Source organism: Microlunatus aurantiacus (assembly GCF_039536605.1).
GTDB lineage: Bacteria > Actinomycetota > Actinomycetes > Propionibacteriales > Propionibacteriaceae > Microlunatus > Microlunatus aurantiacus.
In genome coordinates this window covers 273,356-288,302 of the sequence record NZ_BAAAYX010000002.1, presented here as the reverse complement: position 1 = coordinate 288,302, position 14,947 = coordinate 273,356, and the positions used below count along the sequence as shown (strand labels likewise).

Sequence of the window (14,947 nt, the reverse complement as noted above, 5' to 3'; positions counted from 1 at the left end):
CCGATCACGACGACCGGGCCGCTGGTCGATCGGGCTACTGGGCGATCTGGGTGATGGCGTACGGCTTCGGCTGCTGAGCACTGTGCGGGTGCTCCGGACCCGAGTACACCTTCAGCTTCTTGATGAGCTTCCGGCTCAGCTTGTTCTTCGGGAGCATGCCCCAGACCGCGAGCTCGACGGCCTTGCGCGGGTCGTTGTCCAGCAGCTCGCCGTAGCTGATCGACTTCAGGCCACCCGGGCGACCGGAGTGGCGGTAGGCCAGCTTGTCGTTGCGCTTGTTGCCTGTCAGGGCGATCTTCGAGGCGTTGACGATGACGACGAAGTCGCCGCCGTCCATGTGCGGCGCGTAGGTCGGCTTGTGCTTGCCACGCAGCAGCGTCGCCGCGGTGACCGCCAGTCGACCGAGGACGATGTCGTCGGCGTCGATGACGATCCAGTCACGAGTGAGGTCACCCGGCTTGGGGCTGTACGTAGACACGGTCGTTGACCAGCTTCCATGAGATGTGCGAAATCTGATGCGCGCCCGGACCCGTACGGCAACTGCCGCGGGCATGCGTAGGCACAACAGCGACCAAGATTACTCGCCGGCCCAGGCTGGGTCAAAACGTCCTCGCGTGAGCCAGCGCGACGGGGCTTCCGGCTCGGGACCGTGGACGAGACGGCGTCCTGAACCGGGACACGACACCCGCGGCCCGAGGGCAGAACAGGGGTCGACGTGTGTGCGGGGTCACCCGCTCCCGACTGGCAGCGGCAACTTGGGCCCGCGTAGGTTACGGCTATGACGGATACGCTCAGCATCCGCGATAACCGGACCGGCCGCGACTACGAGCTCGCGATCACCGACGGAACCATTCGCGCCGCCGATCTGAAGCAGATCACCGCCGGCGAGGAAGATCCCGGCATCGCCACCTACGACCCCGGCTTCGTGAACACGGCATCGTGTCGCAGCGCCATCACCTACATCGATGGCGACAAGGGCATCCTCGAGTACCGGGGCTACCCGATCGACCAGCTGGCCGAGCACTCCACCTTCCTCGAGGTGGCCTACCTGCTGCTGCACGGGGAGCTCCCCACCCAGCCGCAGCTTGACCAGTGGACGCACGACGTCACCTACCACACCTTCCTGCACGAGAACTGCAAGCAGTTCATCGAGGGCTTCCGCTACGACGCCCACCCGATGGGCATGCTGATGGCCTCGGTCAGCGCGCTGTCCACCTTCTACCCCGACGCCGGCACCATCGCCGACCCGGACGTGCGGCAGGCGCAGATCACCCGGCTGATCGCCAAGATGCCGACCCTGGGCGCGTTCGTCTACCGGCACCAGCAGGGCAAGCCGTACGTCTACCCCGACAACCGGCTGTCCTACTCCGCCAACTTCTTGGCCATGCTGTTCAAGATGAGCGAGCCGACCTACCAGGCCGACCCCCGGCTGGTGAAGGCGCTCGAGGTGCTGTTCATCCTGCACGCCGACCACGAGCAGAACTGCTCGACGAACGCGGTCCGCTCGGTCGGCTCCTCCCAGGTCGATCCCTACTCAGCGGTCGCCGCCGGTGTCGGCGCGCTCTACGGACCGCTGCACGGTGGCGCCAACGAGGCGGTGCTGAAGATGCTGCGGCGGATCGGCACCGTCGACAACATCCCCGGCTTCATCGAGGGGGTGAAGGAGGGCAAGGAGAAGCTGATGGGCTTCGGCCACCGGGTCTACAAGAACTTCGACCCGCGGGCCACCATCATCAAGAAGGCCTGCGACGACGTGTTCGAGGTGACCGGGGTCAACCCCCTGCTGGCCATCGCCAAGGAGCTGGAGAAGATCGCGCTCGAGGACGAGTACTTCATCAAGCGCAAGCTCTACCCCAACGTCGACTTCTACTCCGGTCTGATCTACGAGGCCCTGCAGTTCCCGCCGGAGATGTTCACCGTGCTGTTCGCCATCGGCCGCACCCCGGGGTGGCTGGCGCAGTGGTCGGAGCTGGTCCAGGACAAGGACCAGAAGATCGCCCGGCCGAAGCAGATCTACACCGGAGCCCGCAACCGCGACTTCGTGCCCATGCACCGCCGCTGAGCCCGGCTCACCCAGCTCGTCCCACGCAGCCGCTCGTCCCCTCGGGGGCGGGCGGCTGTGGGGTCTCCGGCGGTAGGTGACCCTGCCGCCGCGCTCCCCGCCCCGCGGTCCTAGGCTTCGCGACAGCGCACTCGCTCGTGGAGAGCGCCAGCAGGCCGTACGACCCAGGCCGTACCAACGGGGTCCTGGACACGCGACCCACCATCCGAGAGGTCCCACCATGCCTGTGGTCAGCGTCGAAGTGAGCTCGCCGCTCTCCCCCGCCGAGGCGCTGCGCGTGATCACCGACTTCGGCCCCAGCCGGGCCGAGGCGTGGCCGGGGGTCGACCTGTCCCGGCTCGTCGTGCACCAGGCCGGCGACGGGCACGCGGACGTGACCGAAGGCAACGACACCACCTGGGAGCGGGTGACGTACGACTGGGACGAGGCGACGGGCACCGTCACCGCCCGCACCACCGACTCCAACGTCTGGGCCGAGGGCAGTCGCTGGGACTACCGGCTGACCCCGGTCGAGAACGGCACCCTGGTCGGCGTCCGGCTCGAACGTCACGGCAAGAACCTCAAGGGCAAGCTGATCGGCGCACTGCTGCCGCTGCTCGGCACGAAGGTCGTGACCGACAGCCTGCGCAGCGCCCTCCGCCTCACCTGACCCCTGGTCCACAGGTCGCCACCCGACGTCGAGAAGGAGCAGATACACGATCCGACGCCCTTCCGGGGTGTGTCTGCTCCTTCCCACGGAGATCGGCAGGTCACGGCGAGCAGGCCGGTCAGCGGGCGCGCTGCACCCGGCCCTCGTCCCACACCGGCTCGTCGGCCTCGTAGACGCCTCCGTCGGACCCGAAGACCAGGAACCGGTCGAACGAGCGGGCGAACCAGCGGTCGTGCGTGACCGCGACCACGGTCCCCTCGAACAGCGAGAGCCCGTGCTCCAGCGCCTCGGCGGAGGAGATGTCGAGGTTGTCGGTCGGCTCGTCCAGCAGCAGCAGGGTGGCTCCGGACAGCTCCAGCAGCAGGATCTGCATCCGCGCCTGCTGGCCACCGGACAGCTGTTCGAACCGCTGCTCGGCGGCGTGCGCCAGCTCGTAGCGGTCGAGTCGCCGGGCGGCCTGCTCCTGCCCCATCCCGTCCCGGTGCTCGTCGCCGCGGTGCAGGATCTCCAGCAGCGTGCGACCCGTCAGCTCCGGGTGGTGGTGGGTCTGGGCGAACCACCCCGGCCGGACGCGGGCGCCCAGCCGGGCCGACCCGGTGTGCGCGACCGGGGCGACGTCCAGCGACTCGACCGGCCGGTGCTCGACGTCGGGATTGGACCCGCCCCGGGCCAGCAACCGCAGGAAGTGGGACTTGCCGGACCCGTTGGAGCCGAGCACCGCCACCCGGTCGCCGAACCAGATCTCCGCGTCGAACGGCTTCATCAGACCGGTCAGCTCCAGGTCGCTGACCACGATCGCCCGCTTGCCGGTCCGTCCGCCGCGCAGCCGCATCGACACCTGCTGCTCGGGTGGCACCTCCTGCGGCGGTCCGACCTCCTCGAACTTCGCCAGCCGGGTGCAGGCCGCCTGGTAGCGGCCGGCCATCCCGTCGTTGTACGCGGCCTTGATCTTGAGGGTCTGCACCAGGGTCTTCAGCTGGACGTGCTTCTCGTCCCAGCGCCGACGCAGCTCGGCGAAGCGGGCGAACCGGTCTTCTCGCGCGGCGGCGAAGGTGGTGAACCCGCCGCCGTGCACCCAGAGCGAGTTGCCCACCGCCCCAAGCTCCAGGGACGCGATCGCCGTCGCCGCCTCGGCCAGCAGCTCGCGGTCGTGGCTGACCAGCAGCACCGTCTTCGGGGTGCTCCGCAGCTGATCCTCCAGCCACCGCTTGCCCGGCACGTCCAGGTAGTTGTCCGGCTCGTCGAGGAGCAGCACCTCATCGGGTCCGCGCAGCAGCGCCTCCAGCGCGAGACGCTTCTGCTCGCCGCCGGACAGCGTCGACAGCTCCCGCCACTTCACCCGCTCGAAGCCGACCCCGAGCGCGGCCACGCAGCAGGTGTCGAAGGTCACCTCGGCCGAGTAGCCGCCCGCGTCGGCGTAGTCGGCCAGCGCCTGCGCGTACGCGAGCTGGACGGGCTCGGTGTCGTCGCTCATCAGCTCCAGCTCGAGCCGGTCGACGGTGGCCACCGCCTCCCGGAGCCGGGGCGGGCTGAGGGAGAAGAGCAGGTCCCGCACCGTGGTGGTGTCCCGGATGCTGCCGATGAACTGGCGCATCACGCCCAACCCGCCACTGCGGGAGATGGTCCCCTCGTTCGGCACCAGGTCGCCGGCGACGATCTTCAGCAGCGTCGTCTTGCCGGCCCCGTTCGGACCCACCAGGGCGACCACGGCCCCGTCCCCGACCCGGAAGGAGATGTCGTCCAGCAGCATCCGGCCGTCCGGGAGCGCGTAGGACACGCCACTCAGATCCACGTGCCCCATGGCCCGGGACTCTAGCCCGCCCGGGCCGTCCGGCTCACCGGCTTTTGCCGGTCGGTCCCCCCTCCCCGGTCGCTGACGCACGCCGTGGTGCACCGACGCGGCAGCTGCTGCACGTGCGTGAGCGTACGGCGGAGAGCGTCACGGCGCGGGCCGCCCGGGCGGGCCGCGCCCGGGTCGGGGCGGCGCGCCGGGACCGGCGGCTCAGGCCGCCATCAGGAGGGCGAGCGCGGCGGTGTCGGCGTTGCCCTGCGGGTCGACTCCCACCCGGTTGACCAGCTGCGTGACGTTGCCGTCGACGTCGGCCTCCACCCAGGCCGCCCGGTGCTCCAGACCCAGGTGCGGCAGTCCCGGCAGGAACACGCAGCCCGAGGCCACGTCGTAGTCGGGAACGCTGGAGAAGGTGCTCGACGGCGGGTGCAGCACCACCAGACCCGGAGGCTGCGGGTGGGCGAACTGGCCGGGGCTGAGCGGGTGCTCCCCCATCAGCGAGCCCTCGGCCACGACCAGACCGACGGCGCCCGCCTGAGGATGGTCCGGCAGCTCCTCGCGGACCCGGAAGACCGTGCTCATCGGCAGCATCCCGGGCACGGCCGCCATCCGGACGGCGAGGACGAGGAACTTCGCCCACTCGACCGTGTCCTGGGGCCAGCGCCCGATCAGCAGGAAACCGTAGAGGGCGCCCTTCGACTGCAGCGGCGCCACCTCGATCGATGACCGGAAACCATCCATGATGCCTCCCCACTCATCCCCCAGCAGGTCCCGGCTGGGGCCGGGCTCCTCATGCTCCACATCGGACGGCTGCAGCACAAGAGGGCGCGACCGCGGCTGTCGATACCGTGACGAGACTGAAACACCCGATGTCAGGCCGGTCACGGCCCCGGTCGAGGACGATCGCGGGGTCGATCCGGCCGACCCCTCCGATTACGGCGATTCCGCGTCACAATGGCTGCATGCTCACTCGTCAGTGGCTGCGTTGGCTCGTCCCGCTCGCCGCCGTCCTCGCCATCGTCGCCACCACCCTGGTCGCCGGGAACGCGTCCGCCGACGAGAAGCTGCCGCCCCGCAGCGCCGAGCAGCTCCTGGTCGACCTGCAGCAGGCGCGGGTGGACGGCTTCTCCGGCACCGTCCAGCAGTCCGCCGACCTCGGCATCCCGGCCCTGCCGGGCATGGGCGACCAGGGCGACGACTTCTCCTCGCTGATCTCGGGCAGCCACACGCTGCGGGTCGCGTACGCCGGGAACGACCGGTCGAAGGTGGCCCTGCTGGGCGATCTCTCGGAGACCTCGGTGATCCGCAACGGCTCGGACGTGTGGACCTGGTCCAGCAGCGACAACGCGGTCACCCACGCCACGATCGACGCGGCCGACCGCCCGAGCACGGACCGTGAGCTCCCGGCCGATGCGCCCAAGACCCCGCAGGAGGCCGCGACGCGCTTCCTGGCCGCGGTCGGACCCACCACGCAGGTGGGTGTCGCCACCGACACCACCGTGGCGGGCCGGCCGGCGTACGAGCTGGTGCTGACGCCGAAGCAGACCGGGTCGCTGCTCAGCAGCGTCCGGATCGCCGTCGACGGGACCGAGCACGTGGCCCTGCGGGTGCAGGTGTTCGCCGGCGACCGCCCCCAGCCCGTCGCGGCGATCGGCTTCACCGAGGTCGACTTCGCCACCCCGGCGGCCGCCGAGTTCGCCTTCACCCCACCGAAGGGGGCGAAGGTCACCGAGGTCACCCCGGACGACCACGCCGACCGGAGCACGCCCGACACCGCCGAGGCCGCGAAGCCGAAGGTCGTGGGTGAGGGCTGGACGACAGTGGTGGTCGGCACGCTGCCGAAGGGTGAGGTGCCGTCGGGCGCCGAGAACGGCGAGGGCCCGGATCTGCAGACCTACCTGGCTCAGCTGCCCAGGGTGTCCGGGAGCTGGGGATCGGGTCGGCTGCTGGCCGGCACCGCGTTCTCTGCGGTGATCACCGACGACGGTCGGGTCGCCGCCGGCGCGGTGGGACCCGAGCTCTTGTACGACGCCCTCGGGTGAGTCCGCCCTCCGACGTGTCAGCGTCCGTGGTGGCACGGACCGCCACCGAGGCTGACCACTCGGCACCCGTGCGGACCCGGGGCCTGACGAAGCGGTTCGGTCACCAGATCGCGGTGGACGACGTGGACCTGGTGGTGCCGGCCGGCGCGGTCTACGGGTTCCTCGGCCCGAACGGCTCGGGCAAGACGACCACCATCCGGATGCTGCTCGGGCTGATCAGCCCGACCTCGGGCACCGTCGACCTGCTGGGCGCCCCGATGGCCGGCGCCGGCCGCAGCGAGGTGGCCGTGCTCCGCCGGGTCGGCGCCCTGGTCGAGGGGCCGGCCTTCCACCCGTACCTGTCCGGTCGGGCCAACCTCCGGCGCCTCGAGGCTGCCGACCCGTACGCCGACGCCCGCACCAGCAGCGCCCGGGTGGACGCGGCGCTGGACCGGGTCGGCCTGCTGGTCGCGGCCCGGAAGCGCTATCGGGCGTACTCGCTGGGGATGCGGCAGCGGTTGGCCATCGCCAGCGCGCTGCTGGTGCCGCGGGACCTGCTGGTGCTGGACGAGCCGACCAACGGCCTCGACCCCCAGGGCACCCGGGAGGTCCGTCACCTGGTCTCCGACCTCGCGGCGGACGGCACCACAGTCCTCGTGTCCAGCCACCTGCTGAGCGAGGTCGAGCAGATGTGCGACCACGTGGGCGTGATGGACGCCGGTCGACTGGTCGCCCAGCAACCCCTGGCCGAGCTGCACGCCGGAACCGCCGCCCGGGTCCGGGTGCGGACCACCGCCGGTGGGGCCGATCCGACGCTGGCCACGCTGACCGCTCTCGGCCTGACCGCCGCGGAGCGCCAGGCCGCTCCGGGCGACCTGGCCACGGTCACCGCCGCGCTCGGCGGCGTCGAGCTGGACCGGATCGTGCCCGCGCTGGTCGCCGCCCGGGTCCCGGTGCTCGGCTTCGAGGTGGTCGCGGCCAGTCTGGAGGACGTGTTCGTGTCCCTCACCGGAGAAGGGTTCGAGGTCAGTGGCTGAGCCCGAGGTGCTCGGCGGAGAGCAGGCCGGGTCCCGCGCCCCGGCCGCCGCGGCCCGCTGGCTGCCGACCCGCTTCCTGGTCTCCGAGCTCGAGCTGATCTTCCGCCGCCGGCGCAACCTGGCCGGGCTGGCCGTGCTGGCGGTCGTGCCCATCATCCTGGCCGTCGCGGTGAAGACCGCCGGTGGCGGCGGCGGTGGTCCCGACTTCATCGACGCGATCCTGGGCAACGGGCTGTTCGTGGCGTTCGCGGCCCTCACCCTGGAGCTGCCGCTCTTCCTGCCGCTGGCGGTGGCCACCATCGCCGGCGACTCCGTCGCCGGCGAGGCCAACATCGGCACCCTGCGCTACCTGCTGACGGTGCCCGCGGGGCGCACCCGGCTGCTGGTCGTCAAGTACGCCGCGATCACCGTCTTCGCCTTCGCCGCCGCGCTGCTGGTCGCGCTGGTCGGCAGCGTCATCGGGCTGGCGCTGTTCGGCGGTGGGGAGATGGTCCTGCTGTCGGGCACCACGACCTCGTTCGCGGGAGCGGTGGGCCGGCTGCTGCTCACCGTCGCGTACGTGGGGTGTGGTCTGGCCGCCCTGGGCGCGATCGGGCTGTTCGTGTCCACCCTCACTGAGCAGCCGATCGGCGCCACGGTGGCGGTCGTGCTGATCAACCTGATGATGATCATCTGCGACACCATCGAGCAGCTGTCCTGGCTGCACCCGTGGCTGCTCACGCACTGGTGGACGGCGTTCGGCGGGCTGCTCCGCGACCCGATGGCCACGGCGGAGCTGGAACGCGGTCTGTTGACCTTCGCCGCCTATGCGGTGGTGTTCTGGCTGCTCGCCTGGGCTCGGTTCACCACCAAGGACGTCACGAGCTGATTCCTCGGTTTCTTTCGCCGACCACCGGAACTCGAACGGCAATTGTTCACCGCCGAAATCTTGACCCCGACAGAATCTGTCGCTTAGGTGAGCAGGGTCACACAGCGCGGCCACAGCCGGCGCTTCCTCACCTACCTCCCCCCGAGAGGCACCATGAGACCCTCCCCCACCCGACGCGTCGCCACCGCGGCGGTCGCCGTGCTGAGCGCCGGCGCCCTGTCCGTCGGCTTCCTGGCCGCCCCGGCCGAAGCAGCCGCTGACCCGGCCACCCGACTGGCCGAGCGCCTGGTCCGCCAGACCAACGGCGGCGATGCCAACCGCCACCTGATCGCCCTGCAGCGGATCTCCGACCGCAACGGCGGCAACCGGGCCGCGCCCGACGGCGAGAGCGCGGCGGCGCCGGGCTACGAGGCCAGCGTGGAGTACGTGTCCGGTCAGCTGCGCCGCGCGGGCTACCTCGTCGACGTCCAGGACTTCACCTATCCGGTCGAGGTCGAGCTGGCCGCGTCGATCACGGTCGGCGGCACCGCGTACCGGATCGACAAGATGAACGAGAGCATCGACACCCCGGCCGGCGGGATCACCGGCCCGATCCGGGTCGTGCCCGAGGACGCCACCACCGGCTGTGAGGCGACCGACTTCGCCGGGCAGGTCTTCACCGGCTCCGTGGCGCTGATCCGGCGCGGCGGCTGCACCTTCGAGCAGAAGTCGCTGAACGCGGCGGCGGCCGGTGCGGTGGCAGCGGTCATCTCCAACAACACGGCCGGTCCGCTGAGCAACGTGACCATCACCAACACCGGTCCCATCCCGGTGGGTGGGATCAGCCAGGCTGACGGCACCACGCTGGCGGCCCAGGCCGGCGCGGCGGCCACTGTGGAGATGCGCTACGAGGAGCAGACCCGGACCAGCCAGAACGTGATCGCCGAGACCCGGACCGGCAAGCGCAACAACGTCGTCATGGCCGGTGCCCACCTGGACGCCGTCTACGCGGGCATCAACGACAACGGCTCCGGCTCGGCGGCCCTGCTGGACGTGGCGCTCAAGCTCGGCGGCTCGCCCAACGTGGGCAACCGGGTCCGGTTCGCCTGGTGGGGCGCCGAGGAGCTCGGTCTGATCGGGTCGTCGGAGTACGTCAAGAGCCTGACGTTCGAGCAGCAGCTCGACATCGCGCTCTACCTGAACTTCGACATGGTGGCCTCGCCCAACGCGGCCTACTTCGTCTACGACGGCGACAACTCCGACGCCGTGGGCGCCGGCTCCGGACCGTACGGCTCGGCGCAGATCGAGAAGACGTTCACCGACTTCTTCAGCGACCGGCTCGGGATCGAGACCGAGGGGACCGACTTCTCCGGGCGTTCCGACTACGGCGAGTTCATCGCCAACGGCATCCCCGCCGGCGGTCTGTTCAGTGGCGCCGAGGGCATCATGACCGCGGCGCAGGCGGCCAAGTGGGACGGCACGGCCGGGATCGCCTACGACCCGTGCTACCACCAGGAGTGCGACAACCTGGGCAACATCAACCGGGAGGCGCTGGACCGCAACCTGGACGCGATGGCCTGGTCGGTCGGCCTCTACGCCTACTCGACCCAGGAGATCAATGGCGTGCCCCCGCGGGCCCAGCGGTTGACGATGCGGTCGGCGGCGAAGAACAAGATGAAGCTGGCCGGCACCTACGTGCCCAGCGACAAGGCGGCCTGACCACAGCCGGTCTCCCGTCCCCCGTCACCGGTCCGTCGCGCTCGTCGCGGCGGGCCGGTGGCGCGTTCAGGGCCCGACCGAGCGCGCGCGAGCCGGGCGGGCACTGGGTAGGGTCTGGCCGTGACCGAGCCGACCCAGCTGCCTGCGCGCGCCCCCCGGGTGCACCGGGAGGTCACCTCCTTCGTCCGGCGCAGCACCCGGATGCGGCCGGTCCACCAGCGCGCCTGGGAGCGTCTCCGGCACGCGTACGTGGTCGAGGTGCCGCAGCGCGCGACCAGCACCTCGGTCGCTCCTGGCCACGCCCTGGACCTGGCGGCCGTCTTCGGCCGGGAGGCCCCGCTGGTGGTGGAGATCGGCCCGGGGACCGGTGAGTCGCTGGTGGCCATGGCCGCCGGCCGCCCCGAGGTCGACGTGCTCGCCTTCGAGGTCTACCTGCCCGGCGTGGCCCGCGCCGTCCACCGGCTGCACGAGACGGGAGTGGGCAACGTGCGCCTGCTGCAGACCGACGCGGTCGACGGTCTGACCCACCTGCTCGGGCCGGCCAGCGTGACCGAGCTCTGGACGTTCTTCCCCGATCCCTGGCCCAAAGTGAAGCACCACAAGCGGCGCCTGGTGGACCGCGCGTTCGCCGACCTCGTGGCCGAACGGCTGCGCCCGGGCGGGCACTGGCGGCTGGCCACCGACTGGGCCGACTACGCCGAGCAGATGCGCACGGTGCTGGACGCCCACCCCGACCTGGTCTCCGCCGCCTCCTCGGTCGACGGCTGGGCCGACCGTCACCCCGACCGCCCGCTGACCCGCTTCGAGCAGCGCGGCCTCGACGCGGGCCGCACGGTCCGCGACCTGCACTACCGGCGTCGATGAGCGCCCTCGAGGCCCTTCCCCTCCGGCGGTGGCGGCTGGACGTCCGCTACGACGGCACCGAGTTCTCCGGCTGGGCCGCTCAGCGCGACCGGCGCACCGTCCAGGGCGAGCTCGAGCTCTGGCTGGGTCGGGTGCTGGGCCTGCCCGAACCGCCGCGATTGGTGTGTGCCGGCCGGACCGACGCCGGGGTGCACGCCCGCGGCCAGGTGGTGCACGTCGATCTCCCCCCGTCCGCGCTGCCCGACCCGGCGTCCGTGCTCCGGCGACTGCGTCGTGCCCTGCCCGCGGACCTCGCGGTGACCTCGGTGCGACCTGCCCCCGAGGGTTTCGACGCGCGCTTCGCGGCGCTCTGGCGCCGTTACTGCTACCGGATCAGCGACTCCGAGTCGGTGCCGGACCCGCTCCGCCGTCGCGACACGACCGCCATCCCGCGCCCGGTGGACGCGGCCCGGCTGGACCAGGCCGCGCAGACCCTGCTCGGGCTGCGCGACTTCGGCGCCTTCTGCAAGCGCCGCGAGGGGGCCACCACCGTGCGTACGCTCCTCGAGCTGTCCGCCCGACGAGGACCGGACACCCTGATCGAGGTGACGGTGCGCGCCGACGCGTTCTGCCACTCGATGGTGCGGTGCCTGGTCGGCGCCCTGGTCGAGGTCGGCTCCGGACGGCGGACGGTCGCGTGGCTGACGGGGATCACGGCCGCCGCGGTGCGCAACAGCGAGGTCCCGGTGCTGCCGGCCCAGGGCCTGACGCTGGAGGAGGTGGGCTATCCCGGCGACGCCGGGTTGGCCGAGCGGGCCGCCGCGTCCCGGAGTCTGCGCATCCTGCCCCCGACCCCCCCTGGAGACATCGTGACCGAGCACTACTTCAGCGGCACGCCGACCGGTCCGGAGCACCGCCGGGACGTCACCGTCGAGCTGTTCGGCCGGACCGTGACGGTGGCGACGGCCAACGGGATCTTCGCCGGCGAAGGACTCGACCGGGGCACGGCCGTCCTGCTGCGCCACGTGCCGCCGCCGACCGGGAGCCCCCGGATCCTCGACCTGGGGTGCGGCTGGGGACCCATCGCCCTCGGTCTGGCGCTCGCCTGTCCGGGCGCCACCGTCGACGCCGTCGACGTGAACGAGCGTGCGCTGACCCTGTGCCGCGACAACGCCGGCCGGCTGCGGGTCGCCGGCCGGGTCCGGGCGGTCCGGCCCGACGAGGTGGGCGAGGGGACCAGGTACGACCAGATCTGGTCCAACCCGCCGATCCGGATCGGCAAGGCAGCCCTGCACGACCTGCTGCTCCGCTGGTTGCCCCGGCTGGAGCCGACCGGGGTCGCCCACCTGGTGGTCGGCAAGAACCTCGGCGCGGACACCCTCGCGACGTGGCTGACCACCGAGGGTTTCCCCTGCACCCGGACCGGCACCGCCAAGGGGTTCCGGGTGCTGGCGGTGCAGCCGCGCCGCTGACCGGCTCAGTGCTCCGAGACGCTCGAGAGCACCTCGGGCCAGCGTCGGTCCAGCACCGCGCCACCGCGCACCACGCCCTGCCACAGCACGACGCCCCCGATCACCAGGCCGAGGCCGAGGCCGAGCCAGTCCAGCCCCGGCACCCAGGACGACCCGATCACCAGGGCGATGGTGGGCACGGCCAGCAGCAGGCTGACGCCGCTGGTCACCCCGAACGCGGCGAGCGACGGCAGACCACCGCTGCTGCCCTTCTGGAAGGGGCTGGCGCCCGGGGGTGGGGCCGGCCACTGCCACAGCGTGCCGACGAAGGAGCCGACGCCGAGACTCACCAGGGTCAGGGTGACGCTGACCGCCAGCACCGCCGGCCAGACCCACCACGCACCCGACAGCAGCAGACCGAGAACGGTCAGCACGACCAGCACCGGGCCGAACACGGTCACCGTGGACAGGACCCGGCCCAGCCGGTCCGCCGCGCCGCGGACCCCGGTGGTGGCGTGCAGCCAGAGCGCGCTGCCGTCGTAGCTGAGGTCCTGGGCCATGCTGGCGCCGATCAGCCAGCACAGCAGCGTCGGGGCGAAGGCCGCCACCAGCGGCTCACCGTCCGGGTTCGCCAGCTGCGCCACCATCACGATCACCGGGCCGATCAGGAAACCGGCGATCCCTGCCACGTAACGGGGATCGCGCCGCCAGTAGCGCAGCGTCCGCGCCGCCACGGCTCCGGCCGGGGTGGCCGGGTAGAGACGGTCGACCAGGTGACCGGCACGCATCCGGCCGGCCCCCCGCAGCGCCTCCAGCGGCTCGGTCAGCCGCTTGTCGAGATGGTGCTGCCAGGTCAGCCACAGGGCCGCCACCAGTCCCAGGGCCAGCAGCAGGCGGACCCCGGCGAGCAGCCAACGACCCTCGGCGACGTCGGCCGGAACGGCCCAGACCCAGCCGAACGGTGTCCAGCCCGCCACGGTGGCGGCGTCCCCCAGCACTGCCAGCCACCGGTCGAGACCCACCCCGGCCAGCCCACCGAGCAGGTTGGCCCCCACCCCGAGCAGCAGGCCCAGACCGGCCAGCCCGACGAACGCGAAGTCGCGGAAGCGCCGGGAGCTGAGCACCGCGGCGAAGGTCGTCGTGCCGGCGCGGGAGAACAGGAAGCAGGTGACCACGCCGATCGGGATCGCCACGACCGTGGCCAGCACCGGAGCCGGACCCCGCCACCAGCTCACCAGCAGGCCGAGCGACACCAGCACGGTGGCCACCCCGGTGCTGCCGACCAGCCCGGACACCAGCAGCCCCGGCATGATCTGCCGGGCCCGTACGGGCAGCAGGGCGAACCGGGCCGGGTCCAGGGTCTCGTCGACGCCGAACACCAGCAGCGACAGCACCAGCCAGCCGGCGGTGAGCGCCGCGAAGGCCACCACCGTCGCGTCCGCGGTCACCGCCACCGACGTCCAGCGCAGGGCGACCAGACCCACCAGCGCCACCACCACGAGGCCGAGCGCGTAGACCAGCCCGAGGATCAGGCCGACGGTCCGCCAGACACTGCGCCGGAGCGCGTTGCGCAGCAGGCTCAGCTTGAGCCGGACGAGGATCGCAACCACGACAGGGCCTCCTCTCCGGCCGCCGTGTAGCCGACCAGCTCCAGGAAGCGCTGCTGGAGGCTGGAGGATCCCCGCACCTGGTCGAGCGTCCCGGCGGCCAGCACCCGACCCTGGGCGACGACGGCCAGCTGGTCGCACAGGCTCTCGACCAGCTCCATCACGTGGCTCGACAGCACCACCGTGCCGCCGCCGGCGACGTAGCCCCGCAGGATGGTGCGGATGTGCTCACCGGAGACGGGGTCGACCGACTCGAACGGCTCGTCCAGGATCACCAGCCGGGGTGCGTGGATGAGGGCACAGGCCAGCCCGATCTTCTTGGTCATGCCGGCCGAGTACTCGACCACCAGGGTGTTCGCGTCGTCGGCCAGGCCGAGGGCGGCCAGCAGCTCCGCGGAACGGGAGACGATGTCGGTCTCGGGCACCCGGCGCAGCAGCCCGACGTAGCGCAGCAGCTCCTGACCCGTGAGTCGGTCGAACAGCCGCATCCCGTCGGGCAACATGCCGATCAGGCCCTTGGCTCCGGCCGGATCGCTCCACACGTCCCGGCCCAGGATCTCCGCTCGGCCGGCGTCGGGCCGCAGCAGCCCGGTGGCCATCGACAAGGTCGTGGTCTTGCCGGCACCGTTCGGCCCGACCAGTCCGAAGAGGCAGCCAGAGGGCACGGTCAGCTGCAGTCCGTCGACGGCGACCTTGGTGCCGAACCGCTTGACCAGGCCGGTCAGGGCGAGGGCCGGCGGCCGGGATCGGGGAAGCTCGCTCATGCCTCCAGTGAACACGGCCGCCCCGGTAACTCCTTTCCGGAATGAGACCTTGTGAGGTTCGTCATTGACGTGGCTCACATTTTCTCGTTACCTTGATTTAACACTGAGAGCGCTCCCACGGTCTCGGTTTCTCTCCCCCACCCACCCGCTCAGCCAGT

General features: G+C 71.7%; 13 protein-coding genes and 1 pseudogene. 9 read left to right on the top strand and 5 right to left on the bottom strand.

The annotated features are described in order from the left end of the window. Positions 1–34 precede the first annotated feature (34 nt). A complete protein-coding gene (rplM, locus tag ABD714_RS01510; protein ID WP_344810492.1) occupies positions 35–478 on the bottom strand; it encodes a 50S ribosomal protein L13 in 444 nt (147 codons plus the stop codon). Between the two features lie 300 nt (positions 479–778). Between rplM and ABD714_RS01505 the strand changes: the two genes are divergently transcribed. Both ABD714_RS01505 and ABD714_RS01500 read left to right on the top strand, forming a co-directional pair. Next, the gene (locus ABD714_RS01505) at positions 779–2,062 is read left to right on the top strand and encodes a citrate synthase (RefSeq protein ID WP_344810491.1); all 1,284 of its coding nucleotides are present in this window, start codon (positions 779–781) and stop codon (positions 2,060–2,062) included. A gap of 220 nt (positions 2,063–2,282) precedes the next feature. After that, the gene (locus ABD714_RS01500; protein ID WP_344810490.1) at positions 2,283–2,711 is read left to right on the top strand and encodes an SRPBCC family protein; all 429 of its coding nucleotides are present in this window, start codon (positions 2,283–2,285) and stop codon (positions 2,709–2,711) included. Positions 2,712–2,829: 118 nt separating this feature from the next. On the opposite strand, the gene ABD714_RS01495 is transcribed toward ABD714_RS01500, so the two are convergent. Together ABD714_RS01495 and ABD714_RS01490 are read right to left on the bottom strand one after the other, a co-directional pair. Next, positions 2,830–4,512, bottom strand: coding sequence for an ABC-F family ATP-binding cassette domain-containing protein (locus tag ABD714_RS01495; protein ID WP_344810489.1), 1,683 nt, complete (start codon positions 4,510–4,512; stop codon positions 2,830–2,832). Positions 4,513–4,713: 201 nt separating this feature from the next. Next, entirely contained in the window at positions 4,714–5,301 is a 588-nt protein-coding gene (locus tag ABD714_RS01490) for a peptidase (protein WP_344810488.1), read from the bottom strand. Between the two features lie 161 nt (positions 5,302–5,462). Between ABD714_RS01490 and ABD714_RS01485 the strand changes: the two genes are divergently transcribed. The 7 genes and pseudogenes from ABD714_RS01485 to ABD714_RS01455 all read left to right on the top strand — a co-directional run bounded on the left by ABD714_RS01485 (position 5,463) and on the right by ABD714_RS01455 (position 12,439). After that, positions 5,463–6,542, top strand: a complete 1,080-nt coding sequence (locus tag ABD714_RS01485; protein ID WP_344810487.1) for a LolA family protein — start codon at positions 5,463–5,465, stop codon at positions 6,540–6,542. Next, a complete protein-coding gene (locus ABD714_RS01480) occupies positions 6,539–7,558 on the top strand; it encodes an ABC transporter ATP-binding protein (protein WP_344810486.1) in 1,020 nt (339 codons plus the stop codon). The genes ABD714_RS01485 and ABD714_RS01480 overlap by 4 nt, the downstream gene beginning before the upstream one ends. Further along, positions 7,551–8,426 carry an ABC transporter permease gene (locus ABD714_RS01475; protein WP_344810485.1) on the top strand — a complete coding sequence of 292 codons (876 nt, stop codon included), beginning with the start codon at positions 7,551–7,553 and terminating at the stop codon, positions 8,424–8,426. The genes ABD714_RS01480 and ABD714_RS01475 overlap by 8 nt, the downstream gene beginning before the upstream one ends. A 153-nt stretch (positions 8,427–8,579) precedes the next feature. Beyond that, positions 8,580–10,124 (top strand): M28 family metallopeptidase, encoded by a 1,545-nt coding sequence (locus tag ABD714_RS01470; protein ID WP_344810484.1) that lies wholly within the window; start codon positions 8,580–8,582, stop codon positions 10,122–10,124. Positions 10,125–10,244: 120 nt separating this feature from the next. Further along, complete coding sequence (gene trmB, locus ABD714_RS01465) at positions 10,245–10,988, top strand: tRNA (guanosine(46)-N7)-methyltransferase TrmB (RefSeq protein WP_344810483.1); 744 nt, start codon at positions 10,245–10,247, stop codon at positions 10,986–10,988. Beyond that, positions 10,985–11,806 (top strand): annotated as a pseudogene (gene truA, locus ABD714_RS01460) (tRNA pseudouridine(38-40) synthase TruA); the annotation flags it as partial. The gene trmB and the pseudogene truA, both read left to right, overlap by 4 nt. A gap of 30 nt (positions 11,807–11,836) precedes the next feature. Then, positions 11,837–12,439 carry a class I SAM-dependent methyltransferase gene (locus ABD714_RS01455; RefSeq protein WP_344811258.1) on the top strand — a complete coding sequence of 201 codons (603 nt, stop codon included), beginning with the start codon at positions 11,837–11,839 and terminating at the stop codon, positions 12,437–12,439. A 5-nt stretch (positions 12,440–12,444) separates the two neighbouring features. Here ABD714_RS01455 and ABD714_RS01450 read toward each other — a convergent pair whose 3' ends face one another. Continuing rightward, on the bottom strand, positions 12,445–14,028 hold the full coding sequence (locus tag ABD714_RS01450) for a hypothetical protein (RefSeq protein WP_344810482.1): 1,584 nt from the start codon (positions 14,026–14,028) through the stop codon (positions 12,445–12,447). Further along, positions 13,998–14,789: an ABC transporter ATP-binding protein gene (locus tag ABD714_RS01445; protein WP_344810481.1), complete on the bottom strand. Its 792-nt coding sequence runs from the start codon at positions 14,787–14,789 to the stop codon at positions 13,998–14,000. The genes ABD714_RS01450 and ABD714_RS01445 overlap by 31 nt, the downstream gene beginning before the upstream one ends. Positions 14,790–14,947: the final 158 nt, after the last annotated feature.

Coding starts and splice junctions, on each gene's coding strand:
- ABD714_RS01495 (WP_344810489.1), bottom strand. CDS start 4,512: ATGGGGCACGTGGATCTGAGTGGCGTGTCCTACGCGCTCCCGGACGGC.
- ABD714_RS01445 (WP_344810481.1), bottom strand. CDS start 14,789: ATGAGCGAGCTTCCCCGATCCCGGCCGCCGGCCCTCGCCCTGACCGGC.
- ABD714_RS01485 (WP_344810487.1), top strand. CDS start 5,463: ATGCTCACTCGTCAGTGGCTGCGTTGGCTCGTCCCGCTCGCCGCCGTC.
- ABD714_RS01500 (WP_344810490.1), top strand. CDS start 2,283: ATGCCTGTGGTCAGCGTCGAAGTGAGCTCGCCGCTCTCCCCCGCCGAG.
- ABD714_RS01470 (WP_344810484.1), top strand. CDS start 8,580: ATGAGACCCTCCCCCACCCGACGCGTCGCCACCGCGGCGGTCGCCGTG.
- ABD714_RS01505 (WP_344810491.1), top strand. CDS start 779: ATGACGGATACGCTCAGCATCCGCGATAACCGGACCGGCCGCGACTAC.